This window comes from Cellulophaga sp. RHA19 (genome assembly GCF_002813425.1).
Taxonomy (GTDB): domain Bacteria; phylum Bacteroidota; class Bacteroidia; order Flavobacteriales; family Flavobacteriaceae; genus Cellulophaga.
The window spans coordinates 926,898-952,752 of record NZ_PHUL01000001.1 but is presented as its reverse complement, the minus strand read 5'-3'; the positions used below and the strand labels follow the sequence as shown (position 1 = coordinate 952,752).

Sequence of the window (25,855 nt, the reverse complement as noted above, 5' to 3'; positions counted from 1 at the left end):
GTTATTTTAGGTCTATTTTTTTGGTGTATTCTAAACACTTTACTCTATAAAAAGAGCTGCATTTTTAAGTTCTAAAATAGCTTCTGTATTTTGGTGTAACATACGGTTACTTTGTAAATACCTGTTTAAATTAAACTCATCAAAATTAGTAGCATCTTTATCTATACTACTAATATGTACACGGCCAGAGGAATGTATAAATTTATTATCGCCAATCCACATACCAACATGTACAACTCTTTGTTTGGTAGAATCTGTTGCTGGTCTGCCAAAAAACAATAAATCGCCAACAGCTAGCTTACTAAAATCTTTATCTTTATCTACTATTGTACCTGCATTTACTTGTTGTGAAGCATCTCTTGGTAAAACCATACCATTTAAAAAATATATAGTTTTGGTAAAACCGCTACAATCTACTCCTTTACTAGATGTGCCTCCCCATAAATACGGTAAACCCATTAATTGTTTAGATGTTGCTACTAAAGATTCTTGCGATGGGTTTAATGCTTTTAACCAATTATTATACGTTTGTGCTTCGTCTTTATTAACAAATGCAAGTCTACCATCTGGGTATTTTACTTGGTAAAATAAGCCTTCTTCAGCTACTAATTCTAAAATACTACCAGCTACTAAATCTGAGACAATTTCATGACCTGTTGTTGACGTGTAAGAAAAACCTGTAATACCAGTATATATAATTTTGTTTGCCTTTTTCCAGTTTTTAAAGTCATTATTGTTTAAAATTTCTATACCACCTTTATCTACCCAAGCCAAGTAATTATCTGGTGTTTGTATAAGGTACCAATCGCCATCATTTTTATATACTTTTACTGGTGTACCTAAAGTTGCTTGTGTTGCTAGTTCTTGTGAGTGTCCTGCTTTGCTTCTTAAATTGGCAACAGATATTTTTACAATGGCCCAATTGCTATTTTTAAATTCTGCTGTTGGTAGTAATTGTATACTGTCTATATATTCAATTTTAGCCTCATTTAGCTTAGTTTTAAGCTCATTAACGGCTTCTGGTAGGTTAGATTCTCCTTTTAAAACAAAACTATTATTAACAGCTTTAGAATCAATATTAAAAAGGGCAACACGCTTGTCTGGTGCATGTATTGTTTTTACATCATCTATATATTCTAAAATAGGATTTTCCTTCTTTACTACATCATTTTTACAACTACCCAAAACCATTATTGTTGCAAGTGCTATAAATGGAATTTTAGAATTGATATTCTTCATCATTTTATACGTATTTAATTGGATGAGTGAAAATATGAAAATTTTATTTTAATGTAGACAAAATGAACATTGTAATGTTAATAACTACATTAAAGTACTGTTAATCAGTATATAAATTAGGAATTTAAAGTTTATTTTGTTATGTTGATAACTATGATAGAGACAGATAAAATTGAAAATACCGAGTTTATAAGAAAATCTATTGGTTATTTAGAATCTAGAGGATTTACAAATATTAAGGCTGATGCAACAGATTGCGAAATACCAAAATCTTATATTAGAAAAAATACTGGCGATAAAATAACTCCAGATATTGTTGCTATGAAAAATGGTAGAAAATACTTTTTTGAAATAAGTTTAAAGTCTGATAAACCTAAACTTTTAAAATCTAAGTGGCTGTTTTTAGATACTTTAAGTAGAATGAATTCTAATAGATTTAGAATTATTACCACAAAAGGTCATTTTAAATTTACAGATACAATGTTAGAGGATATAAATTTAACCAACAAAACACCAATTAAAATTTAGTGTTTATACATTACCATATGTGGTATACCATCTTCTAAATATTCTTCTCCTTCTTCTTTAAAACCTAAATTATTATAAAATTTTAAAAGATATTTTTGAGCAGAGATTTTTATGGTAGTCTGTTGTAATTGTTCTTTAACGGCTGTAATAGATGCTTCCATAATGTTGTAGCCGTACTTGTGTTGTCTTTCAGACTTTTTAACAACTACTCTACCAATACTAGCGTCTTTAAAATAATCTCCAGGTTTAAAAATACGTGTATACGCAACTAGTTGGTCATTTTTAAAACCCAAAACGTGTAAAGCATTAAAATCCTTACCATCTATATCTTGGTAAACGCAATTTTGTTCTACAACAAAAATCTCTGATCTAAGTTGTAGAACTGCGTATAAATCTTTTGTGGTAAGCTCACTAAAGCTTTTAACACATATTACCATATAAAGTATTAATTACAAGCTATTTTTTCTACTCTGTTTTGGTGTCTTCCGCCAGCAAACTCAGTTTCTAAAAATGTATTCACCATTTCTAATGCTTGTGGTAAAGAAACAAAACGTGCAGGTATACTTAATATGTTAGCATTGTTATGCTCACGTGTTAAAGAAACAATTTCTTTAGTCCAACATAAACCAGCCCTAACATTTTGGTATTTATTGGCTGTCATAGACACACCATTACCACTACCACATATAAGAATACCAAAATCTACTTTTTTAGCATCTACATCTGCAGCAACCGGATGTACAAAATCTGGATAATCTACACTATCATTACTATCTGTACCGTAATTAGTAACTTCTATACCTTTAGACTTTAAAAGCTCTATTACCGCAAATTTATAATCTGTACCAGCGTGGTCATTACCTATAGCTATATGCATTGTATTGTTTTTTGTTGTTTTACATTACAAAAGTACAAATACCTTTTATATACAGTTCTAAAATTGTTAATAAATACAAACCCCTATTTTTACATACATTTTTGCATGTATCACATACAACTAACAAGTTGTTCACAACACTTTAATAAGTATACAAAACATAAATTTTGTTTTTCGTAAAAATTGTTGCATTATAGCATAGAATTTCTTCAACCAAATCTATTTTTTACTTTTTAGATAAAAGATATTAAGACCATTGTTAATAATGTAAACAATTTTTTAGCTCTTAATTATTAAAAATTCGTTGTTAATAGAAGTTGTTAATAACCGTTAATAATTATGGTAATAGATTGATTTCTAAATAAAAAGTTAAATATAAAGACTTAATAACTTTACAATAAATTTACATTACTGTTCAATACAAGAAATAGTACATAATTTTATTGTAGATATTAACACACTATTATAATCACCTCTTTTTTTTAAAATTTAATAAAAGAAAAATAGTATATTATATATATGTTTATAACAACGTTTTCTTTACTATAAAATTAAGAAATTGTTTAATTAAGATTAGAGTAGATTATAATTTGTAATTTACCAGAAATAAATAAAATGAATGACAAAGAATAAAAAAGGACCTAAAAACCAAGATCGTAATTTTATCACTAAAGGTATATTTACGGTATTAGAAAAAGATCCTACTGCTAGTTATAACTACAAGCAAATAGCTGCTAAATTAGGTATAACAGATGCAAATAAGAGAAACATACTAGTTAAAAGATTAGTACAGTTAAAAGAAAAGAAAAGAATTATAGAAGAAAGTAGAGGCAAGTATAAAGCCGTAGCTAGAGATACTAAAACTTACCATACAGGTAAAGTAGATATTACTAGTAAAGGAAATGCTTATATAGTAATAGAAGGTTTAGATGATGATGTTTTTATATCTAGCAATAAATTAAAAAAAGCTTTTCATAGAGATATTGTAGAAGTTTACATATTTCCTAGAAGAAAAGGTCGCAAATTAGAAGGCGAAATCACTAAAATTGTAGAAAGAAACAAAACTAGCTTTGTTGGTATTGTACAATTACAAAAGAATTACGCTTTTGTAACATCTACAGATTTTAGGATGTATACAGATTTTTTTATTCCAAAGGATAAAATAAATAATGCACAAGATGGTGATAAGGTTATTGTAAAAATGAGCGATTGGCCAGATGACGCAGACTCACCCTACGGAGAAATTACCGAAGTTCTTGGTAAACCAGGAGAGCATAACACAGAAATACATTCTATTTTAGCAGAATATGGCTTGCCATATCAGTTTCCTTTAGAAGTAGAAAATTATGCTAATAAAATAGATACATCTATTAAACCAGAAGAAATTGCAAAACGTAGAGATATGCGAGATACGCTTACCTTTACTATAGATCCTAAAGATGCAAAGGATTTTGATGATGCATTATCTTTTGTAAAATTAGAAAATGGCAATTATGAAATAGGAATTCATATTGCAGATGTATCTCATTACCTACAACCAGATACTATTTTAGACGATGAGGCTTATGACAGGGCAACATCTGTATATTTAGTAGACCGTGTGGTACCAATGTTACCAGAAGTTTTATCTAATAATGCTTGTTCTTTAAGACCAAATGAGGAAAAATATACGTTTTCTGCTGTTTTTGAGATCGATGAAAAAGCAACACTTATTAACCAATGGTTTGGTAGAACAGTAACAAATTCTAACGAACGTTTTGCGTATGAAGAAGCACAACATATAATTGAAACGGGAGAAAATACAATTCCTGAAGCTATTTCTATTAGAGAAAATGGCGCTTATAGTGTTAGTAATGATATTGTTGAAGCTACGCTTACATTAGATAAATTAGCAAAAATTATGCGTGGTAAACGTATGAAAGCCGGAGCCATATCTTTTGATAAAGTAGAAGTTAGGTTTAGTCTAGATAATGATGCTAACCCTACTGGCGTTTACTTTAAAGAGTCTAAAGATGCCAACAAGCTTATTGAAGAATTTATGTTATTAGCTAACAGAAAAGTAGCTGAATTTATTGGTAAACAAAAACCAGAAAAAACATTTATTTATAGAGTTCATGATGAGCCAAACGAAGAAAAACTAGCTAATTTAAATGGCATAATTTCTAGATTTGGTCATAAATTAGATTTTAAAAGTAAAAAATCTATAAGTGAATCTTTAAACCAATTACTAGAAGACGTAAAAGGAAAAAAAGAACAAAATTTAGTAGATACGCTTGCTATACGTAGTATGAGTAAAGCAATTTATACTACAGATAATATTGGCCATTACGGTTTAGCTTTTGATTATTACTCGCATTTTACATCACCTATTCGTAGATATCCAGATGTAATGGTACACCGTTTATTACAACATTATTTAGATGGTGGTGCAAGTGCTAAACAAGATGTTTATGAAGAAAAATGTAAACATTCATCAGATATGGAAGGTCTTGCATCTAGTGCAGAAAGAGATTCTATAAAATACATGCAAATTAAATTTATGGATGACCATAAAGATTCTGAATTTGTAGGAGTAATATCTGGAGTAACAGAATGGGGTATTTATGTAGAAATTATAGATAATAAGTGCGAGGGTATGGTACGTATAAGAGATATTAAGGACGATTACTACACTTTTGATGAAAAAAGCTATTCTATCATAGGACAACGTACAAACAACAGCTACCAATTAGGAGAGCAAGTTGTAGTTATGGTTAAAAGTACAGATTTAGTAAAAAGACATTTAGATTTTTCGTTACTTAGAAAGGCAGAATAAAGTATTTTTGGAACGAAATTTGTAAATTAGATTAGGAATTATACCTAAAAATAACAAAATGAATAAGTTAACCTTATTTACGTTTTTACTATTTACTTTTAGTTTAGTAAATGCACAAAACGAAAAAATTACATTACAACTAGAAAGCTTTACAGAGGTTAAGGCTTTTGATGGTTTATCTGTAAATCTTATTAAATCTACTAAAAATGAAGCTGTTATAACAGGAGCTAATACACAAAAAGTTTCAATTGTTAATAACGACGGAGTTTTAAAACTCCGTATGCAATTAGATAAAATTTTTAGTGGTTATAGAACTTTTGTAGATGTTTATTATACAGATATTTTAGCTGTTATAGATGTAAATGAAGATGCCAGAATTAGCTCTAATGAAACTATTAAACAAGATTTATTAGAGTTAAAATCTCAAGAAGGTGGCGAATTAATTATTGATGCTGAAGTTACTCAGTTATTAATAAAATCTGTTACTGGTGGTGTTATAACATCAAAAGGATCTGCAAAAAACCAGGACATAAAAATTAATACTGGTGGTATTTACTACGGTAAAAATTTAAAAACCGAACTTACTACTATTAGCGTTAATGCAGGTGGTAATGCAGAAATTAATGCTACAAATTATGTGCAAGCAACTGTAAAAGCAGGTGGTGAAGTTTTAGTTTATGGCGACCCATTAAAAATGGATGAAAAAACTGTTTTTGGAGGTAAAATTATTAGAAAATAGAAAAATTACTACATGTTAGATGATATACAGGCAGCAATACCATTAGGCTTTTTTTTAAGCTTTATGATTGGTCCTGTTTTTTTTGTTCTTCTAGAAACTAGTGCTGTTAAAGGGTTTAGAGCTGCGTTGGTTTTTGACTTTGGTGTAATACTAGCCGATATTTTATTTTTAACTGTTGCTTATTTTAGTAGTTATCAGCTACTAGAAAATTTAAGTAATTTACCAGGATTATATATTTTTGGTGGAGTTATACTACTAGTTTATGGGGTAATTGTAATCATAAAAAAGCCAGTTAAAGAAAAACCAACAACACTTAAATCTAATAAAAGTGCTTATCTAAGTTTATTTATAAAAGGCTTTTTATTAAACTTCATAAACATAGGTGTTTTAGTATTTTGGTTGGGCGTTATTTTGGTAGTAGGTCCTAGTTTAGATAATAATCCAAACAGAATTTTGGTTTTCTTTTCTGCAATGCTAGGAACTTATTTTATTACAGATATATTTAAAATATTATTAGCTAAACAATTAAAAAGGTACCTAACTCCAAGACGTATTTTTTTAACTAAAAAAATACTTGGTATTATACTTGTAATCTGTGGTTTAGTACTTATAACCAAAGGGTTTTTACCTAAAGATCAATTAAATATACAAGAAGGGTTAGAGTTATTAGAAAAATAATTTTTTTAAATACCACTGTATATAAAAATGGAATTTAATCCTGAACTAGAAAAAATAATAGCTAATAGTAGACTAGTAGCTATAAATTTAAATTCTGGGTATATATCTTCTTTTCATTTTTTAATAGCTACCTTAAAATCTGATAATCTTGCGCATAAAATATTTGAATCTCATAACTGGCAATTTGAAAAATTAATAGAAACTTTAAGGTCAGATGATGAAAGAAAAGTTAATAGATATTATTTAACCCAAGAGTTTGAGGATATTTTAAAAAATTCAAAATTTTATGCTCGTACTTATTTAGATAAAAAAGTAAATTCCGAACACATAATTTTTGCTATGCTAGCTAATAAAAATAGCTATGCTGGTAATTATTTAAATGAAATAGGAATGGATTACTTTAAGTTTAAAAGCGAATGTGAAAAAATTAGAATAGTAAAATCTAACAGATTACTTGAAATTATAGGAAGTAATAAATTATTAGTGTCTATTGGATTACTTCATATTATAAATAAAATATAGAAATATCTCAACTATTACTATATAAATTTTACCTTATCTTTTAAATAACTATTGTAGATATAATCATATATAATTATATGTAATTATTTGATTTTAAATATGATATAAAAATTGATAAGTATATAAACAAAAAAACCTCCACGTTAGTGAAGGTTTTTGAGGCATCGAGCAGATTCGAACTGCTGTACAAGCTTTTGCAGAGCTCTGCCTAGCCACTCGGCCACGATGCCATTTTTGGACTGCAAACTTACGAAAATAAATCCATAAGAAAATAAGTTTTTTTAAATCAATTTTGTATTTTTTTTTCGAGGCATCGAGTGGATTCGAACCACTATGCTAATCCTTGCGGGATTATGTCTATCCATTTCGACCACAATGCCATTTGTGCGGGGGGAGAGTTCAAATGTACATATATTTAGATGTATAAAAAATTTACTAATACGCAGTTTAACGAGTTAATTGTAATGTTATCGAAACCATTTCAACATCTCCTCCTATTGGTGGGTTTAATTTAGAAACTGTTACTTCTGATGCTGTTACAATAGGTAACTCAGAAAAAATACGATCTATTATACGCTTAGCAACATGTTCTAATAATTTAGATCTTATTGCCATTTCTTCTTTTACTATATGATTAATATGTACATAGTCTACCGTATCTACTAATTCATCAGATATTGATGCCTTAGTTAAATCTGCATCTACTGTTACGTTTACTAAATAATCACTACCAATTAAAGCTTCTTCATTTAAGCAACCGTGGTAAGCATATGTTTTAATAGTACTTACTTTTATTTTTCCCATTTGGTTTAGTTTAGTTGTGCAAACTTAACTAATACTATTAATAAATAGTTAGTAAGTACATCTACAATTACTTAATCCTTGGAATAAATCTACACCAATTGTTATAACATGTGTACCTGTACTATAATTTAAAATATCATTTAAAATTATTTGGTAAGAATATCCAAAGTAATAGTTATCTTTTTTTAAACCTGCAAAAGGAGCTAAATATAAAGGCTTACCTATTTGATCGTTTAAAAATCTGTAATTTACACCTGCATAGTAGTAATCTTCAAAATCGTACTTTCTAAATTTTAAGTTTAAATCTGTTTCAGATCTACCGTCACTTTCAAACATTTTATAAAGTACAGATGGTTCTATTTCCCAATCACTACTTCTACTTTTTTTGTATCTGTAACCACTATAAATATAGTAGTTTCTTAATGCGTTAGGTTCAAAGGTTTCATTAAAGTTGGTTATATCTTTATTTACTAAGTTAGATGCATTAACACTCGCATAAAACTTATTTTTTCTATACAAAAATCCAACATCAAAGTTATGGTTGGTTGTAGATCTATCATCTGTTACCGCATTATCTGGATTAGCAATAAGGTTAAATTCCTGTATGTCTAATCTAAATTGGTTAAAGTTGTATGATATACCAAATGATAAAAACTCATCTTCATACCTATTTAAAGTTAAGTGGTGAGCAAAAGATATTCTTGCTCCTTGTTGTTTAGTATATCCGTTTTTATCATTATATAAAAATAAACCTAAACCAGATTTGTTACCAATCCTGGCATCTGCAGCCAAAGACTGTGTTCTAGGTGCATCTTCTATTCCTACCCATTGAGCAAGACCGTTCATTCTAATTTTTACATGATCACCAATACCTGCATATGTTGGTGATAAAACAAATGGATTATCTGCTAAATATTGTGATAGCTGTGGGGAATTTAGCTCCTGTGCATTTGACAGCATTGTGCCGGCAAATAATGATAAGATTGCTAATTTAAGTCGCATAATTATAGGTTAAGTTCTTTTATTTTTTATCTGTACAATGTAAAGTGTCCAACAAATTCTCTGTCGTCTACTTCATCTTTAAGTTTAATAGTATACCAATAATCTCCAGATGGTAGTTCCTTATTATTATAAGTTCCGTCCCAACCTTTATCATCTGCTCCCATTCTATATAACTCTCTACCATATCTATCATAGACAATAGTTAAGATATTAGGGAACCCATCTGTGTTTTTAGGCTTCCATGTGTTGTTTACATCATCACCATTTGGTGTAAAGAAATTTGGGATTTCTATATCGATGAACTCAATAAATATATCTTGAGTAGTTTCACAACCATTTTCGTCTACAACAACAACGGTATAAGTATCAGTCTTACGTATTCTGAACGTATTGTCTTCCCCATTATTGTTTCCTTCTAGATAGAAAGTATATTTTGGGTTACCACCTGCAGCAATTGCCGTTATTTCGTTAATATTTGTATTTTCTAATACAAGTGTTAATGGCTCAAAAGCAGCTACAGTAAAGTCAATAGTTTCAGAACATCCATTTGCATGCAATATGTGTAAATAATGATTACCAGCAGACATATTTGTAAAGTCTGGTGTTAATTGCATAGCAGCAGGATCTGTAGTATCTAAACCGTATAATACGTCTGTTATTGTGTTGTCTTCTAAAACAACATCTAAATAATTTGTTGGTGTATCTGTACTACACTCATAAATTGGTGTTGCAGTGGCTTTTAAATTAACACCAGGTGCAATATTTATTACAATATTTGCATCACAATCATTAGCATCTTTAACTAATATTACATGCGGACCAGCAGTTAATCCAGAGAAATCTACTCTGTCTAACACATAATCTGCAGGATCGTTAGAATCTATACTTGTTCTGTAAGGAGCGGTACCACCAGTTATTGTAACTGTAGCTGTACCATCTTCATTACCTGTACAAGTTTCTCCTGTTGTAGTTGCACTTAATTGTATTGCAGTTGGTTGTTCAATTGTAAATTCAAAAGCAATAAAACATCCTTTTTCATCTTGAGCAATAACATCATATACTCCAGGAGCCAAGTCTGTAAATACGTTTTTAGTATCAAACTGATCTAAGTTAGGTGTAATTGAGTATTTTATTTCTCCTGTTCCACCACTAACCTCAACAGTTATGGTACCATCTTCTTCACCAAAACATGAAACATCTGTAAATTCTTCAGTCTCTATAACTAAAGGAGCTGGCTCTGTAATAGTAATTGCTCTTGATACTTCTTCACAACCACCATCAGATGTTACTTTTATGTAGTAAGTTCCAATTCCTAGGTTTCTAAAATTACCAGTAGTCTGTGGTCCTTGTAGCGGACTTGTACTAGTTGGGTTATCTAACAACTCATAAGAATAGTTACCTAAACCACCAATTGCTGTTGCATCTATACTTGCAGTAGATTCACCATTACAGTTTATAACTACAGCAGTTTCATCTAATACTATTTGTAGTGGTGGTACAGGATCTATAGAAACTTGGTTACTAATAATATTACCACAGTTAAAATTGTCTCTTATATAGTATTGATAAATACCATCTGTTACTGTAAATGTGTGTGTATCTCCACCTGTCATAGGTGTAAAGTTTATACCATCTACACTAAACTCATACGGAGCAGTACCACCAGTAGCTGTTAATCTTATTTCAGCTGGGTCTACGCACGTTAATTGTGATACTTGAACTAGAGAACCAGTTATATCTGTAGGCTCTGTTATAACCGCTTGTATAGTTTCTACATCACAGTTCCATCCGTCAGAAACTGTTATTGTGTATACACCCGCACTTAAGTTGTTAAACATTGGGTTTGGCTGTGGAGTACTAGAATATAGTAATGTTGTACCAGCATCATCATAAACATTTAATTGGTACGTGTAAACACCTTCACCATTTAATACGTTTATTGCACTAACACTACCGTTACTGTCACCAAAACAAGTTAACATTTGTGTTAATGGTGTAATATCTGCAGTAATTGGTATTGCAGGGGCTAATGTTATGTCATCTGTAAAATCACACCCAGCATCATCTGTTACTGTTGCAGTATATGTAGCAGCACTTAATCTTACAAAACTAGCAGAAGAAACATCTGTAAAAGTAGTTTCTACACCAGTAGTATTGTTTCTTAAAACAATATCATATGGTGCATAACCACCAGTTGGTTGTACTACTATTTCACCAGCATTATCATCACAAGTTACAGCTGCAGTTTGTGATAATGTTGCTGTTAATGCCATATCTGGAGAGTCTATTGTTATTACATTAGAATCTTCAGTACAAAAAGGAGCATTATCTTCTGTTACTGCTACATAATAATTACCACCAGATAAACCAGATATAGTAAATGTATTTGTAGTAGCATTACCATTAATACCAGCTAAAGTTCCATCAGCATTTAAAACTGTATAAGTAAATGGTGCTGTAGCATCTGTTACTGTTACTTCAATTTCTCCGTTTGTATCTCCAAAACAAGTTACAGGAGATGACGCTATTGCAGAAACTTTAATTAAGTCATAAGGTGCAATGTTATATACATCTGTATCTACATAACAACCTGTAGTTGTATCTGTAATTCTAAATACATAACCACCAACAGCAGTTAATTCAAAAGTTGCAGTGTTATAAGTTGGTGTTGCTGTTTGCGTAGCATTTGTATTACCAATTGGCAACAACTCATATGTATAAACATTTGTAACATCTCCGTTATCTGTTACTGTAATAGTAACCTCTTCTGGACCAGCACATGATATGTCTGTATCTTTAGATACTACAGCAGTAAATGTATTAATAGGCTCTATAGTTACCGTTGTTGTTTGCGGACAACTATTATCATCTTTAACATAAACAGTAATTGTTTGTGCAACTCCAGTATCTGTAACAGTAAATGTATTTCCTGTTTGGAAGTTTACATTATCTATACTGTATAAATACGGACTAGTACCTGAAGGTGTTCCTGGTGTTGTAGCACCATCTTCTATAGTAACTGTAATTGTTGCAGTATTTACTGTATTGTTAGGAGCACAAGCAAAATCTGTTGCAACTGCACTTATTAATAATTCTGTAGGCTGAGTAACCTCAACAGTTTCTCTAACAGCACATTCTTTAGCAGAAACTACCTCTACTTGATAAAAAGCAGCAGCTAAGCCTGTAAAAGTTGGACTAGTTTGTGGTCCGGCTATTAAAGTTAATCCTGTAGCATCATACAAATTATAAGTATAAATAGGATCTACATTTGTAGCAGGATCTAAGTTAGCAGTTATACTACCATCTGATAAACCAAAACAACTAACATTTTCTATAGTTGAAGCCAATAAAATAGGATCTACCTTATCAGTTAATTCTTGTGTAACAGGTTTTTCGCAAATAGGTGTATTTGTATCTAAATCACGCACAATAAAATTATAAATACCAACTTCGGTTAAACCAGTAAAGACACCATCATTATTTGTAATTGTTGTACTACTTATTGGTAAAGTAGCTACAAACTCTAAGTTTGTAGAACCACCAGTTACATTCACTGTTATTTGTCCGCCTGGATCTACTGTACAATCTATTGGTTTAACCACAGTAGTAGAAACATTCATTTCTTCATACAATACTGTTGCAAGTGTTGTAAAATCACAAGACCATTGGTCATTAATTAATACGGTGTAAGAACCAGCACCTAAACCAGAGAATATTGTAGTAGTCTGTGGAGAACCAACTGCAGTACCATCTTTAATAAGTTGGTATGTATAGTTACTTCCTTGTCCACCTACAGTATTAATTACTTCAATTTCACCTTCTAGGTTTGTACAATTTTCTTGGTTTACCTGTAAAGTTGCCGTTATATCTGTTGGCTCTACTAAATTAACATCTGCTAATTGAATAATACATCCATTTTTATCTGCAATCCAAACTTGGTAATCTGTACCAGCCGGAGCTGCAGCACCAGATAAACCAGTAAATCTAGGATTAGAAACATAATCTGTTGGGTATACTGGAGCAGGATTAGTTGCTACATCTACAAAGTAAACATAGTCTCCCCAACCACCAGCAGCATTAATAACTTCTATAACTCCGTCATTACCTATACAAGTTACTGGTGTAACTTCTGTAGCAGCTGTTATTGCAGCACTAGGACCAGCAATAGTAAATGCCTGTGTATACGTACATCTAGGATCTGGAGTTTGTTGTACTTCTATGTAGTAACTACCAGCTACTAAACTATTAACAACAAAGTTTCCATCTAAGTCAGAGGCTAAAGCTTGTACAACATTATTTGTTACAGCATCATACACGGTAAATGTCACACCATTAGCATAAGTAACATTAGCATCATCATGTAAATTAAATTCAACACTACCATCATTACCACCAAAACAAATTACATTACTTAATACAGTTGCATCTAATTCTAATACATCTGGACTAGTTATAGTTTCTGATGTTGTTATAACACAACCAGTATCTGTATGCCTTACTAAGAAATTGTGAGTACCAACATCTAAACCACCAAAAACATTTGAAGGTTGCCATGTTGTTCCGTTATCAATACTATACTCAAATTTAGAAGTATCATTTGTATTTGATGTAGCAGTAATAGTTATTTCACCATCTGTACCAGGATCACAAGTAATATCACCTGTAATTGCAGCAGAAGCTGTTAACAATTCATCATAAGGAGCAATATCTGCTTCTATTGTGCCAACACAACCTTTATCATCATATACATTAATAGTATAAGAACCACCAGCAGTATTAGTTTCTATATAAACGTTATTAGAACCAGATTGTACAACAGTATCATCACCAGTTGCAGGTGTGTTGTTATCATTTATAAATTCATAAATAACATAAGTATTGCTACCACCAGTAATATTAGCAGCAGTATTATCTATAGTAATGCTAGCATTATTATTAGTGTTACCACTTGTAGGCGTACAACCAAATTCTACAACATCTGCATCTACTATTACAATAGGGTTTGGTTCACTAATTACAATATTAGTAATATCTGTTGTACAACCATTTGTACCTGTTGCAGTTACTGTATATGTATTAGGAGGTAAGTCTGAAAATGTGCTTGTAGCAGCATCAAAAGTACCAGCTAAAGGTGTAATTGTATACGTTAATGGATTAATTCCATTATCTGTTTGGTATAAAGTTATAGTACCATCATCTGCACTATTACAAGTAACATCTGTAAATGTGTGTGTAAATATTGGGGTTACGGCAGCAGGAACATCTATTGTAAATATTCTGTTACAATTTGTATTATTATCATAAACAGTAATAGTATATGTTTCTACAACTGTTATTGTTGCTACCAGAGGGTTTGTTGCTAATGCTGTTCTAGCGACAACAGTTCCTAAACCATTTGAGATTTCATAATCATAATTTCCAGATCCATTTATAGCTTCAATTGTAATTTCTGCAGTACCAGGAGTACAATCCATTAGTTTAGTAAGCTCAACTTTAGCCTCTAATATTGGGTAAATAGTAGCACTATCTGTAGCTATACAACCGTTACTATCTTTAATAGAAATGTTATACGTACCAACCGGAAGATTAGTAAATAAACCTCCATTATCTAAATATGTTACGCCACCATCTATAGAGTATAATATTTGTGCTGCAGTACTAGTTGCATTTACTTGTAAAGTATTTGGTATTGCACAGTTATCTATATCTATACTATCTATGGTTGGATTAGGAGTTAATGTCATTATAACATCTCCTAAATCTTTAGCACAACTATATTGATCTTGAATAGTTACGTTATAAGTACCAGCAGGTGAATTAGCAGGAATTTCTATTGGATTATCTGTAGTACCTGTAATAGTTGTAAAAGGTGCAGGACCAGTTACAGTAAAATTATAAGTACCGCCACCGCCATTGATGTTTTCTATTTGAATAAGACCAGGTGTAGCACAAGAAATATCTTGAATTTTATTTAATGTTGCTGTAATATCGTCTAACTCTTCTAACAATAGATTTTCTGATGCAGATATACAACTATCTACTCCACTATCTCTTTCGGTAACTTGTATAAAGTATTCTCCAGCTCCTAAACCAGATACTGTAACTGTTTGCGGTGAAGAAAAAGGAATGTTACCTCCACTATTTGCTACAGAAACAGGAGTACCTGTAATCATATTAAAAACTTCCCATCTGTATTCTGTACCATATGGAAGTTCATTATCTGTAATTGTATATGTAATACTACCATTAGTTGTACCAAAACAAGCTGGTACAGAAGTAGATGTAATTTCTAACGGTAACGTAATTATATCGTTTACATTAACATCACTTTGTCTAACACAACCATTTGCATCCCTTACATAAAAAACATACGTTCTACCTGGTATTAAACCTGTAAATGTGTGAGGATCTGATAGTCCCTTTGCAGGAGTAGTCCAAGGATTAATCGGTGTAGTAGCATCAAAATTAACAGGATCGTCTGTATACGTATATTGATAAGGTGCAGTACCTTGATTACCTTGTACACTTACTTGTAGCTCATTACAATTTACTATAATTGGTAAAATTGTAATGTCTAAATTATCTAACGGATAAGATATAATATATCTTGGTAAATCTAATCTACATAATGTATTACCAGAAGCATCTACCGTTCTAATAGAAGGGTCTACAGCATCACCAGAAGTTAATGTGTATGTAGGAGCATTAAACTCATCAGATGTTTGCCAAGTAGTACCACCATCATGACTAAATTCTAATGTTCCACTTAATGTTGTTGTATAGTTAATAAATCTAAATCCTGTTGCAGGGTCACAATTACCAGACAAAATAGATTCTAAATCAGTAACTAATTCATCAGGATTATTAATTAATACAGGAGTTGTTTCTATTGTACATCCGCTTGCATCTGTAACATTAATTGTATAGTTACCAGGTGCTAAATTGAAAAATGTTTTAGTATTGTTTATTACATTGGTTGTTGTTTCATTTGAAGCACCACCATTATCTAAATCTATAATTTCATATGTGTAAGGAGATATACCAGAAGTAACTGTAATTTCTATAGTTCCTGTACCATCATGGCAAGTAGGATCTGTTGGTACCGCATTATAAGTTAATGGAGTTGCAGGATTAACTGTAACAGTCTCCATATATTCACAATGTGGGTCTGCTGCGTTATTATCCCATACATACACATCATATGTACCTGCATTTGCAGGTATTACTGTAAAAGTATTAGATGGGTTAAAATCTGCAGCAGTAACAGGAGTTGTAGTTGGCACAAAAGCATAAGCTAAATTACCATCTCCACCAGTTGCATTAACAGTAATACTACCATCTGCACACGAGCTAACGTGTACAACATCTATTGTAGCATTAATAACTGGATTTAAAACAACCGTTTCTTGTACGCCAACGCAACCATAGCCATCTTTAACGTCTATTGTGTAAGTACCGTTTGCTAAATTAGTAAAAGTATATGTTGTTGCAGTTGCTGGAGTTGGAGTAATCCAAGCACCACCGTTAATGCTAAACTGGAAGTTTTCATTCCCAGGAATAGATGTAACATCTACTTGTATTTCTCCATCATTTGCACCAGAGTAACACGCTGTTGGCGTTACTGTAAAAGTTGGTACCTCTGGAGTAGTAACAGTTACTGCAGGTGTAATTGCATTAGTACATAAGTTATCATCCTGTACTCTTACAATATAATTTTCATTAGCTGCATTTGCAGGTACATCTGTAAATATTGCAGAAGTTTGATATGCTCTAAAAATAGTATAACTTGTTGTTACTGTATTGTATATTTCTAATTGATAGTTATAAGTTGGTGTACCACCATTTGCAACAGCAGTAATTGTAGCACCTGTATTATTACATGTAAATTCATCTGTTATAGATGCAGTAGCAGTAACTTCTGTTGGTTCAGTTAATTCTTGTGTTAACGGAATACTACATGCATTATCATCAACATCTCTAACTTCAATAGTATAGTTTTGTGCAGTTAAACCAGTTACGGTTTGCGAACTTGTAAAAGGGCCAAAATAAGTTGCACCACCATCTAAAGTATATTCAAATCCGCCAGCGCCAAAATTAGAAGCATTAATAACAAATTCACCATCATTACCTCCAAAACAAGAGATGTTTTTAGGGTTTGTAATGTTTGCTGTAAAAGCTTTACCTGCTTCAACTAAAACGTCAAAAGTTACAGAAGAAGAACAAACTTCTGGAAATTGAAACGCTTGTATATCATCTATAGCAATATCATTACCATCAACAACAGCAGAATTTGTACGTATAACAATATCTAGGTTTGTATTAGCACCAGGATTTAATGTTACTGTATAATTATGCCAATCATTAGCATTATTGTTTTTAGGAATATTACCTGTAGATACACTATTAATTACTGTACCACCAGCATCTACTAATTCTATTTCTATTGTTGGATCACCACCACTTTCACCGGTTCTTAATAAGTTGTATGCCCAAGTAGATATTGTAATATCTCTATTTGGTATAACCTCTATACCTCTTTTAGCATATACAATACCACCAACACCAGCTACACCACCAACGTTTATTGCTAAGAATCTTCCATTAGCATTACCTGTATGGTCGTTAGGACTTCTCCAAGTACTAAATGGTGAAGCTATTGCTTGTGTAACCGAGTATTCACCATCATTAATTCTTGTATGTACTCCTGGGTCACAAGGTCTTACTGTACCATCTTGCGGTTCATAACAGTATAAAGGATCTATTTGTGTTATTGATGTATTTGCACCAACGCCAAAATCTTCTGATAATAAATTACTTGGTGTAGGAGTTGCATTAGAAGTATAATCTACTCTAATTGTATGGTTACCAGCTGCTACATCTGTAAATACATTACTTGTATTATCTGGTGTGTTAAATGAACCATTTATAGAGTATACATAATCAAAATCTGTACTACTTGGTGTTACTGTAATTTCGCCAAGACCTTCACAGTCATAAGAAATAGACGGAGCAAATGTAGGTGCTTCAGGAGCAGAGTCTACAGTTACTGTCATTTCAAATGTACATAAATTAGCATCTCTAATATATAATGTATGTGTACCTGGTAATAAGTTTGATATAGAATTTGTACTGTAATTAACACCACCATCAAAACTATACTCATAAGCTGGCGTACCACCTTGCGCATTGGTAATTCTAACCTCAGCACCAGTTGTTGGGTTACACTCATATAAAGCTGTTACTGCTGCAGAAGCAGACAAAGTAAAAGGTTCTGTTATAGTATGCGTATCTGCTACGGTACATAAATTAGCATCTCTAACTACAATATTATAGCTATTTGCAGGTAAGTTATTAAATGTGTTTGTTGGTACAAATGTTGCACCACCATCTATACTGTATTGGTAAGGAGCTTCTCCACCACCAGCAGTAATTGTTATTGTAGATTGTGCTTCACCACTACAAAGTATGTCTGTACTTGCAGTAGAAACTGTTAATATAGGGTCTTGTGCAATATTTAAATTGTACATAGCCTCACAAAAAGTTCCTGTTCCATTATTATCACGTACATAAACGTCATAATCACCAGCACCAGTTGTTACAGTTCTAGGATTAGTATTAGTAAAGTCTGTTGCTGCAGGAGTATCTCCGTCTGCAACAATTGCAAATACATAATCTGTACCGCTACCACCTGCAGGAGTAATAGTTACTATTGCATCTGTACCACAAGCAGTAATATTATCTGCAGAAGCAGTTACTGTTAATTCTGGATTTACTGTAATAGAAGCTGTTCCTGTACAATTATTACCGTCTATAACATCTATAGTATATGTTCCTGGATTTAAGCCAGAGAACACGTTATTTGTACTGTAAGCACCACCATTTATTCTATATTGATAAGTACCATCTCCGCCAGCTGTAACATTTGCTGTAAGTTCTAGTCCTGCTGCAGCCACAAAGCAATCGTTATTTGGAACAATTTCTAAGGTAGGAGCTACTGAAGCATCTAAATCAAAACTTGAAGTAACAATACAACCATTAGCATCTTCTACACTAACATTAAAAGTACCTGTTTGGTTTAAGTTATTAAACGTACCAGTACCATTGGTAAATGTAGTTGTAGCATCTGGGTATGTAATTGTAAAACTGTTACTACCCCAACCACCAGTAGCAGTTAATGTAACACTACCATCTGTAGTACATGTTGGTTGTGATTCTACAACATTTAACGCTAAAGCTGCTGTAGGAGCATTTATAATAACATCTGCGGTTGCAGTACAATTAGTTTCTGTATCTGTTACAGTAATTGTATATGTACCATTATCTAAATTATTTAAAGAAATAACAGCATCATTTACTGTAGTACCTGCTGGTACAGCTGTTGGTCCTGTTATGGTATAATTGTATGTAGAATTAAAACCAGATACTGTAAATTCTGCTTCACCATCTGTGTCATCAAAACAAGAAATATTACTAACTAATTTTCCAGTTACCGATATTGGGTCTACTGGTCTAATTGTAAAGCTTTCTTCATATTCACATCCTTTGTCATCAGTTACTCTAAATGTATATGTGTCTGGATCTAAATTATTAAATGTTGCTGTGTTTCCTGTTGTGCTTGTAGCCGCTACTGCTGCCGGAGCAATAATTTGAAAAACATAAGGAGCATTACCATTTGCAACTGTTACTGTAACATTTGATGTTTGTGTAGGACAGTTAGGAGCAGTTGCTGTAAAGTCTAAATCTGTAGGCGGATTTAATGCATCTATAACAATTTCATTAGTAACAAACGTACATAAATTAGCATCTCTAATAGTAATAGTATAACTACCATTAGTTAGGTTTGCAAATGTGTCTGCACCTACTCCAGTATTAAAGTTAACACCATCTATACTATATGCATAAGGAGCAGCACCACCAGTTACATTTTGTACCTGTATTGTTGCTTCTTGTAAACATGTATAATCATCAACTAAAACAGCATCACCCGTTACACCATCTACTTGGCCACCTATTGTAAAAGGTTCATCAAAATCACAAGATGTGCCACCAATAGTTTGTGTAATTGTTAGTACATAATTTCCTTGTGGTAATGATGTAAAGTTTCCAGAATTGTTAATGCTTGTTGTTGTACCATCTGGATACAATAAGTTGTAAGATAAAGTATATCCGTTACTATTTGTAACGTTTATGTTATACGTACCATCTTCTGCACCAAAACATTTTTCGTCTTCTATAATTGGTGTGTAAACTATTGCAGGTGCAATATCTACAGTAGCCTCATTTGTAATTATATAACAATTGTTACTACCAACAACTATAAATTCATAAGTACCAGCATCTGCATCACTAAAGTAAAAGTCTTCTGTTGTTTGGTATGCACTTGCAGGAATATCGCTTATAGAAAAAGGAGCAGAATATAAATCTACACCATCTTTACTCCATATTGCATAGCTGTATGATGGATTAGCAACACCACCAGTAGCATTTACAGAGATAATACCATCTGTACAGTCTATAGATTTTGTTGTTAAAGCTGTACCTGCTAAATCAGATACATCGTTTATAGTTACTTCTCTAGTTAATGTACAACCATCATCAGTTCTTACAGTAACATCATAAACACCATCGTTTAGATCTGTAAAAGTATAGTCATTATCATTAGTAGGTCCAAAAGTGTCTACCTCTATTCCTCCTTGAGATATAGAAAAATAGTACTGTGGTTCTACATCTTCAGCAGAAATTCTAATTTCTCCTAAGCCGTTACAATCAGTATCTTTTGTTGTAATGTTTACAACATAATCTCTTCTTAAAACACCTATATCTTCCAATCTAAAAACACAACCATCTACAACACCTTGCTGACGCATTTCTATTGTGTATGCTCCGTTATTTGTTATAGGAAAAACAGGACCATTATTAGCACTGTAAGGAACAAGAATAGTACCTGTTGCTGCATCTAATAATTGGAAATCGTAATTTGCAGGTACATTGGTAACACTAATGCTGCCATCTGTAGTACAAATAATATCTTTTACTGTTGCTCTAGGATCTAAATCGTTTTTAAACACGTTAAAATAGAACCTTGTAAAACAACCATTTAAATAGTTAATTACTACTCTATATTGTCCTTCATCTTCTGCATTAAAAGTTTGGCCTGTTGCTACTTGGCTCCAAGTACATGTACCATTTTTGTTTGCACAATCTTCTACAGAAGCTGTACAACTACCTTCGTCTAATTTTTCCCATTGTATGCTTGTAGCATCAGGAATGTTAATATTTATAGGTTCTATATCATTTAAACCACATAAAAATATTTTTGGTAACGGGTCACCATCAATAGGACAAGTAGTTACTTCACCATCAACTGTGTTAGAAGTATCGTTTATTAAATCTATTATTGGGTTTGTTTGTGTTGTTCCAAAGCGTGTTACAGTTATAATTTCTTGAAAACCTTTACAAGGATCTGCAATTATTTTATCAACTATATAAACACCTATGTCATCTACAACCAATGTACTTAAATCACCATCTGGGTTACCATCATTAATAACAGTATCTCCACCGTCTATAACACCGTTTCCGTTTTCATCTTTGTACCAAACATAATCATCAAAACCATCACCTGAGTCTAATATAGCATCTGCGCCACAAATTTCTACATTTCTACTATAGTCACAGCTTTCTAAATCATCTAATAAAAAGTTTGTTGCACCAGGAGTTGTAAATCCACAAGTATCAAAATCTGTAACACTTGGGTCATCTGTTATTTCATTATCATTTATAACACCTCTGTACGTAGAGTATGCTAAGTTTTGTATTAGATCTGAACAAGCATCTATAAAATCAAAACAATTTTCTGCTACTCGTACACGCATACGTATAGTTTCTAATGGTCCGCCTTGTACTACTAAGTTATTTGGAATAGAAAAAATAACCTCTCTAGTTGCTGGGTCATATGTGTATGTAACACCAGTTGGCATTGTAATGTTAGTCTCATCTAAGGTTACGTTTACAGGTAAAACATCTTTAATTGTATACCTGTCACCATCATCATTACCAACATTTTGAAACGATAATACATAGTCTAAAACTTGACCTAAATTTACGCCTTGACCAGTAATATCTGTACCACCAATATCCTCTACCCTTTTGGCTAAGTGCATTTGTGGTTCTATAATTTCTACATCAAAAGATGTAAAGAAAATGTCGTACTTATCTTGTGCAGAGCTGGCTCTTAATATAGCACTTGTTTCATCATTAGGGATGGTAGACCAACCTGTATTAGGTATTGTAAAAAGGTCTGCATCCCAACCTAATGTATTTATACTATTGGGGTTACGAGTAGTTACGATATTGTTTTCAAAAGTGACATTACTGTCAAAAAAGTTATTTGTTTTATTAGGATTAGTTCCAAACCTGTTTGTACCCAAAGGAGTATAAGTAGGTCTTCCACTTGCTTTAATAGATAAACCATCTCCTCCTAAACTATTATCTCCTTCTAATGTGCTAACCCCTAACCTTGCATTTACAGGGAAAGGCGCTGGTAATGTTGTAAATCCTGAAACAGGAATATCTACAGACTCTCCGGATTTAATACCTGCATAACCATCAAAAGTAGTAATATATTTACCTGGATATGTTGGGTTTTCATAAACAACAACCATTGTCCATCCACCAGAATATCCACCAGAACCAGCTGGAGCGTCTCCAAGGCTAGCTCTTATATTTGCTACAGTATATTCACCATTAGGGTCTGTTAAACCTGCTACTATTGATGTGATGTCTTTATAACTTGCATAAGGACTATAATATCCAAAATCTGAGTCTCCATAACCATCAAAAAGAATTTCGTCTGCAGAGATATCTACATAACTACCTCCTGGTGTTTTAAATTTTATATTTCCAATATTACTTCTATCAGGGTCTCCATAAACTGCAGACCAGTATAAACCAGCATACCTAACTCTAGAACAACTAGCGTCAGGTACTGTTAACTCTGCACTACTAGAGCTAAATGTAGATGGGTCACCATCTATATCTATGTATTGCATTGTCCAATTATCATTAGCCGTGGAGCTACTTCCTGTTTGATTATATGGATCGTTTGCTACTTTTGGATCTGACACATATGTATAACCAGACCACCAATTACCTACCCAATAACCTTCATCACCTTCACGGTTAACAATGTTATTGGCTACAATAGTTAAGTCTCCGCGGATACTATTATCATACCTTGGTTCAAAATTGTTTTTAACTTGACTAAATCCTAAATGGGATATTGCTAAAACAATAATTATTAAAAATGATTTTAAAAACTTATTCATTAGGTTGAACGTTTTTAGTGTTTGTTGGTGAGTAATTAATTTGAGTTGAGTTGTCATTCTTTATACTGTCATTGAATTTTACAGTATACTTATCGGTATTTTTTATGTTTGCTAATGCTATACATGTAAGCAATAGTGCACAAAAAAGTATTATTTTAGAGAATATCTTATCCATTACGCTATGTTGTTTTGAGTTACTCTCATAATCCACATGCGATCTTGGTAAGAGCTATTAATATTAGAATAGTAAGACAGTAAAGCATTGTTCCAAGTACCGTGCTTTTTTAAGTATACATACCTGTAGTTGTTTTCTGGGTTTATAAAATAGCTAGCATGTAAGCCTTGCTTATTTAATAACCTTACAAAATTGTTTGCGTTTTTAGCACTTGCAAATACGTTAGCAATAATGTAATAACCAGAATCTACACCGTTGAATTTTACAACTTGTGGCGTTGGAAAAGCACCTGCAACATTGTCTTTTTGTACAGGATTTCTAAACTTAGGATTGTCATTACTGTACTTATCCCTTGTTAATATTTTAGTTTTATCTTGCGTTGTACCCGCATAAGCAGTATTGTTATATCTACTATCTGTATTGGTATCATTATCTACATTCATTATCCACATATCATAACTATATGCGCCATTAAGTTGCGAGTTATGTGCTGCTTCTGCTTCTTTCCAAGTATCATATCTTTCTAGATACACATACTTAAGTCCTGTTTTTGGATCTTTAATATAATCTGCAGATAGTCCGTTGTCTTCTAAATCTTTTATAAATTTATTTAAGTAACCTTGACCCTTGTAAACATTAGCAATTACGTAGTAACCCTCTTCTACACCATCTAAGTTTTTAAACTTTCTTCTTTTTATTGATGAAGCCGTTTTTTTAACAGCAGTAGAAGTAGTATTGTTAGCAATTGCACTATTTGTGGTAGTTGCATCTTTAACAACAGCTGAATTTTTTACAGCAGTGTCAGGATTATTGTTAGCTGTATTTTGGTAACCAGAAGTTGAGGTATTAGGTGTAACAACATCAGTTGCATCTTTTTCTATACCATTTGGTTTATTATTTAAGTTTTCTGCAACTGCATTATCATCATTATTAATGAAATACATTTTTTTAGCCTTTTCTTCTAAGTCAGGCCTTGTACCTTTAGTTTCACTACGTACCATACGTAACACTCTTTCAAACCTTGTTTCTAGATCTCTTTGTCTGTTTACTTCTAAAGAATCTTGTCTATACATTAGCTCTGCCAATACCTGATCGTTTTCTGCTAATCGATTTTTAAGTTCTTCAAATTTTTCAGATTCTAATTCTTCCTCTAGGTTTGTATCTTCTTCATTAAAAGCTAATTCATCATCACTATCATCTTCTAACATTACTCTATCTTCAGTTAAATTAGGAGTAAAAGAATATGCTACAGATATTTCATGAGTAACACCAAAGTTATCTAGATCTCCAGAGATACCTTTTTCCATAGTATACCCTAACGATAATCTTTTGTTTAGATTAAAACCTAAACCTGCAGCGGCACCATAATGGTCATCATAACCAACTTGGGCCCATCCAAGTTTAGGTAAATCTAATATTAGGCTACCTCCAAGTACAATATCTTCTTGACCAGCTTTACGTACTCTAGCCAAAGGCATTAATCTACCTTGTTCTAAAATACCAGATGTTTTATCAAATTGATGTGTGTACTGTAAGTGACCAGAGAATGTTTTATCTGCAAATTCTGTTATAGATTCGCTTGTTTTAAGATTGTAATCAAATAAGTTTTCTGCATATAAACCAATATCAAATTTGTCATAAGACAAGTTAACACCAGGCTGAAACTGTAATAAATTGTCTCTTTGACCTGTTAAAAACGGATCGTCTGGATCGGCAGCATTTACTCTACTTTTATCTAAACCACTTGCGTAGTATGACATATTAGCTCCAAAAGTAAAATTACTTTTATCACTAAGTTTTACACCATAAGCATAGTTGGCTAATACACCATAGTTTGTTAAGGTACCAGCAGTTTGCTGGTATATACTTAGACCTAAACCTGTACGATCGTTAACACGACCACTATAACTTAAAAAGTAATTTTGATTATTATCTGTAAACTGTACCGATTGGTTTCTATGTAATAAGTTTATGTACGACTTGTCTTCCCTTACCGTTGAAAACGTAGGGTTTATTAAGAACCTATTGTATTTTAAAAGGTTCTGCGATGGAACATCGTATGATAGGTATGGATTAACCTCTTGGGCACTAACATTGGTTAGCACCATCACTAATAATAGACAGTATATGTACTTAAACTTAAACATTT

13 protein-coding genes and 1 tRNA gene are annotated in these 25,855 nt (G+C 32.1%); 5 read left to right on the top strand and 9 right to left on the bottom strand.

Going from position 1 to position 25,855, the window contains the following annotated elements; genetic code table 11:
* Positions 1–39: 39 nt before the first annotated feature.
* Positions 40–1,242, bottom strand: a complete 1,203-nt coding sequence (locus AX016_RS04145) for a C40 family peptidase (protein ID WP_100894410.1) — start codon at positions 1,240–1,242, stop codon at positions 40–42.
* A 150-nt stretch (positions 1,243–1,392) separates the two neighbouring features.
* On the opposite strand from AX016_RS04145, the gene AX016_RS04140 reads away from it, so the two are divergent.
* Positions 1,393–1,767 (top strand): hypothetical protein, encoded by a 375-nt coding sequence (locus tag AX016_RS04140; RefSeq protein WP_198519405.1) that lies wholly within the window; start codon positions 1,393–1,395, stop codon positions 1,765–1,767.
* Here the strand turns inward: AX016_RS04140 and AX016_RS04135 are convergent.
* Entirely contained in the window at positions 1,764–2,204 is a 441-nt protein-coding gene (locus AX016_RS04135; protein WP_100894408.1) for a GNAT family N-acetyltransferase, read from the bottom strand. The two genes, AX016_RS04140 and AX016_RS04135, sit on opposite strands and share 4 nt — an antisense overlap.
* Positions 2,205–2,212: 8 nt before the next feature.
* Entirely contained in the window at positions 2,213–2,644 is a 432-nt protein-coding gene (rpiB, locus tag AX016_RS04130; RefSeq protein WP_100894407.1) for a ribose 5-phosphate isomerase B, read from the bottom strand.
* Between the two features lie 619 nt (positions 2,645–3,263).
* On the opposite strand from rpiB, the gene rnr reads away from it, so the two are divergent.
* The 4 genes from rnr to AX016_RS04110 are packed head-to-tail and all read left to right on the top strand — an operon-like array spanning position 3,264 to position 7,398.
* Positions 3,264–5,459 carry a ribonuclease R gene (gene rnr, locus AX016_RS04125; protein WP_100894406.1) on the top strand — a complete coding sequence of 732 codons (2,196 nt, stop codon included), beginning with the start codon at positions 3,264–3,266 and terminating at the stop codon, positions 5,457–5,459.
* 58 nt (positions 5,460–5,517) lie between these two features.
* Entirely contained in the window at positions 5,518–6,198 is a 681-nt protein-coding gene (locus tag AX016_RS04120; RefSeq protein ID WP_100894405.1) for a head GIN domain-containing protein, read from the top strand.
* Positions 6,199–6,210: 12 nt separating this feature from the next.
* Entirely contained in the window at positions 6,211–6,876 is a 666-nt protein-coding gene (locus AX016_RS04115; RefSeq protein ID WP_100894404.1) for a LysE family translocator, read from the top strand.
* 27 nt (positions 6,877–6,903) lie between these two features.
* A complete protein-coding gene (locus tag AX016_RS04110) occupies positions 6,904–7,398 on the top strand; it encodes a Clp protease N-terminal domain-containing protein (protein WP_100894403.1) in 495 nt (164 codons plus the stop codon).
* Between the two features lie 159 nt (positions 7,399–7,557).
* Here the strand turns inward: AX016_RS04110 and AX016_RS04105 are convergent.
* The 6 genes from AX016_RS04105 to AX016_RS04085 form a co-directional block, all read right to left on the bottom strand.
* Positions 7,558–7,628 (bottom strand) — tRNA-Cys (locus AX016_RS04105).
* A 217-nt stretch (positions 7,629–7,845) separates the two neighbouring features.
* On the bottom strand, positions 7,846–8,202 hold the full coding sequence (gene folB, locus AX016_RS04100) for a dihydroneopterin aldolase (protein ID WP_100894402.1): 357 nt from the start codon (positions 8,200–8,202) through the stop codon (positions 7,846–7,848).
* A gap of 48 nt (positions 8,203–8,250) precedes the next feature.
* Entirely contained in the window at positions 8,251–9,204 is a 954-nt protein-coding gene (locus tag AX016_RS04095) for a PorP/SprF family type IX secretion system membrane protein (protein ID WP_100894401.1), read from the bottom strand.
* A 26-nt stretch (positions 9,205–9,230) separates the two neighbouring features.
* A complete protein-coding gene (locus tag AX016_RS04090) occupies positions 9,231–23,531 on the bottom strand; it encodes a T9SS type B sorting domain-containing protein (protein WP_198519404.1) in 14,301 nt (4,766 codons plus the stop codon).
* Positions 23,524–23,706: a hypothetical protein gene (locus AX016_RS17270; protein ID WP_198519403.1), complete on the bottom strand. Its 183-nt coding sequence runs from the start codon at positions 23,704–23,706 to the stop codon at positions 23,524–23,526. The genes AX016_RS04090 and AX016_RS17270 overlap by 8 nt, the downstream gene beginning before the upstream one ends.
* Positions 23,706–25,853 (bottom strand): PorP/SprF family type IX secretion system membrane protein, encoded by a 2,148-nt coding sequence (locus tag AX016_RS04085; RefSeq protein WP_100894399.1) that lies wholly within the window; start codon positions 25,851–25,853, stop codon positions 23,706–23,708. The genes AX016_RS17270 and AX016_RS04085 overlap by 1 nt, the downstream gene beginning before the upstream one ends.
* Positions 25,854–25,855: the final 2 nt, after the last annotated feature.

Excerpts from the sequence above, each read along its gene's own strand:
- AX016_RS04145 (WP_100894410.1), bottom strand. The coding sequence starts at position 1,242 with ATGATGAAGAATATCAATTCTAAAATTCCATTTATAGCACTTGCAACA.
- AX016_RS04140 (WP_198519405.1), top strand. The coding sequence starts at position 1,393 with ATGATAGAGACAGATAAAATTGAAAATACCGAGTTTATAAGAAAATCT.
- AX016_RS04135 (WP_100894408.1), bottom strand. The coding sequence starts at position 2,204 with ATGGTAATATGTGTTAAAAGCTTTAGTGAGCTTACCACAAAAGATTTA.
- rpiB (WP_100894407.1), bottom strand. The coding sequence starts at position 2,644 with ATGCATATAGCTATAGGTAATGACCACGCTGGTACAGATTATAAATTT.
- rnr (WP_100894406.1), top strand. The coding sequence starts at position 3,264 with ATGACAAAGAATAAAAAAGGACCTAAAAACCAAGATCGTAATTTTATC.
- AX016_RS04120 (WP_100894405.1), top strand. The coding sequence starts at position 5,518 with ATGAATAAGTTAACCTTATTTACGTTTTTACTATTTACTTTTAGTTTA.
- AX016_RS04115 (WP_100894404.1), top strand. The coding sequence starts at position 6,211 with ATGTTAGATGATATACAGGCAGCAATACCATTAGGCTTTTTTTTAAGC.
- AX016_RS04110 (WP_100894403.1), top strand. The coding sequence starts at position 6,904 with ATGGAATTTAATCCTGAACTAGAAAAAATAATAGCTAATAGTAGACTA.
- folB (WP_100894402.1), bottom strand. The coding sequence starts at position 8,202 with ATGGGAAAAATAAAAGTAAGTACTATTAAAACATATGCTTACCACGGT.
- AX016_RS04095 (WP_100894401.1), bottom strand. The coding sequence starts at position 9,204 with ATGCGACTTAAATTAGCAATCTTATCATTATTTGCCGGCACAATGCTG.
- AX016_RS04090 (WP_198519404.1), bottom strand. The coding sequence starts at position 23,531 with ATGAATAAGTTTTTAAAATCATTTTTAATAATTATTGTTTTAGCAATA.
- AX016_RS17270 (WP_198519403.1), bottom strand. The coding sequence starts at position 23,706 with ATGGATAAGATATTCTCTAAAATAATACTTTTTTGTGCACTATTGCTT.
- AX016_RS04085 (WP_100894399.1), bottom strand. The coding sequence starts at position 25,853 with ATGTTTAAGTTTAAGTACATATACTGTCTATTATTAGTGATGGTGCTA.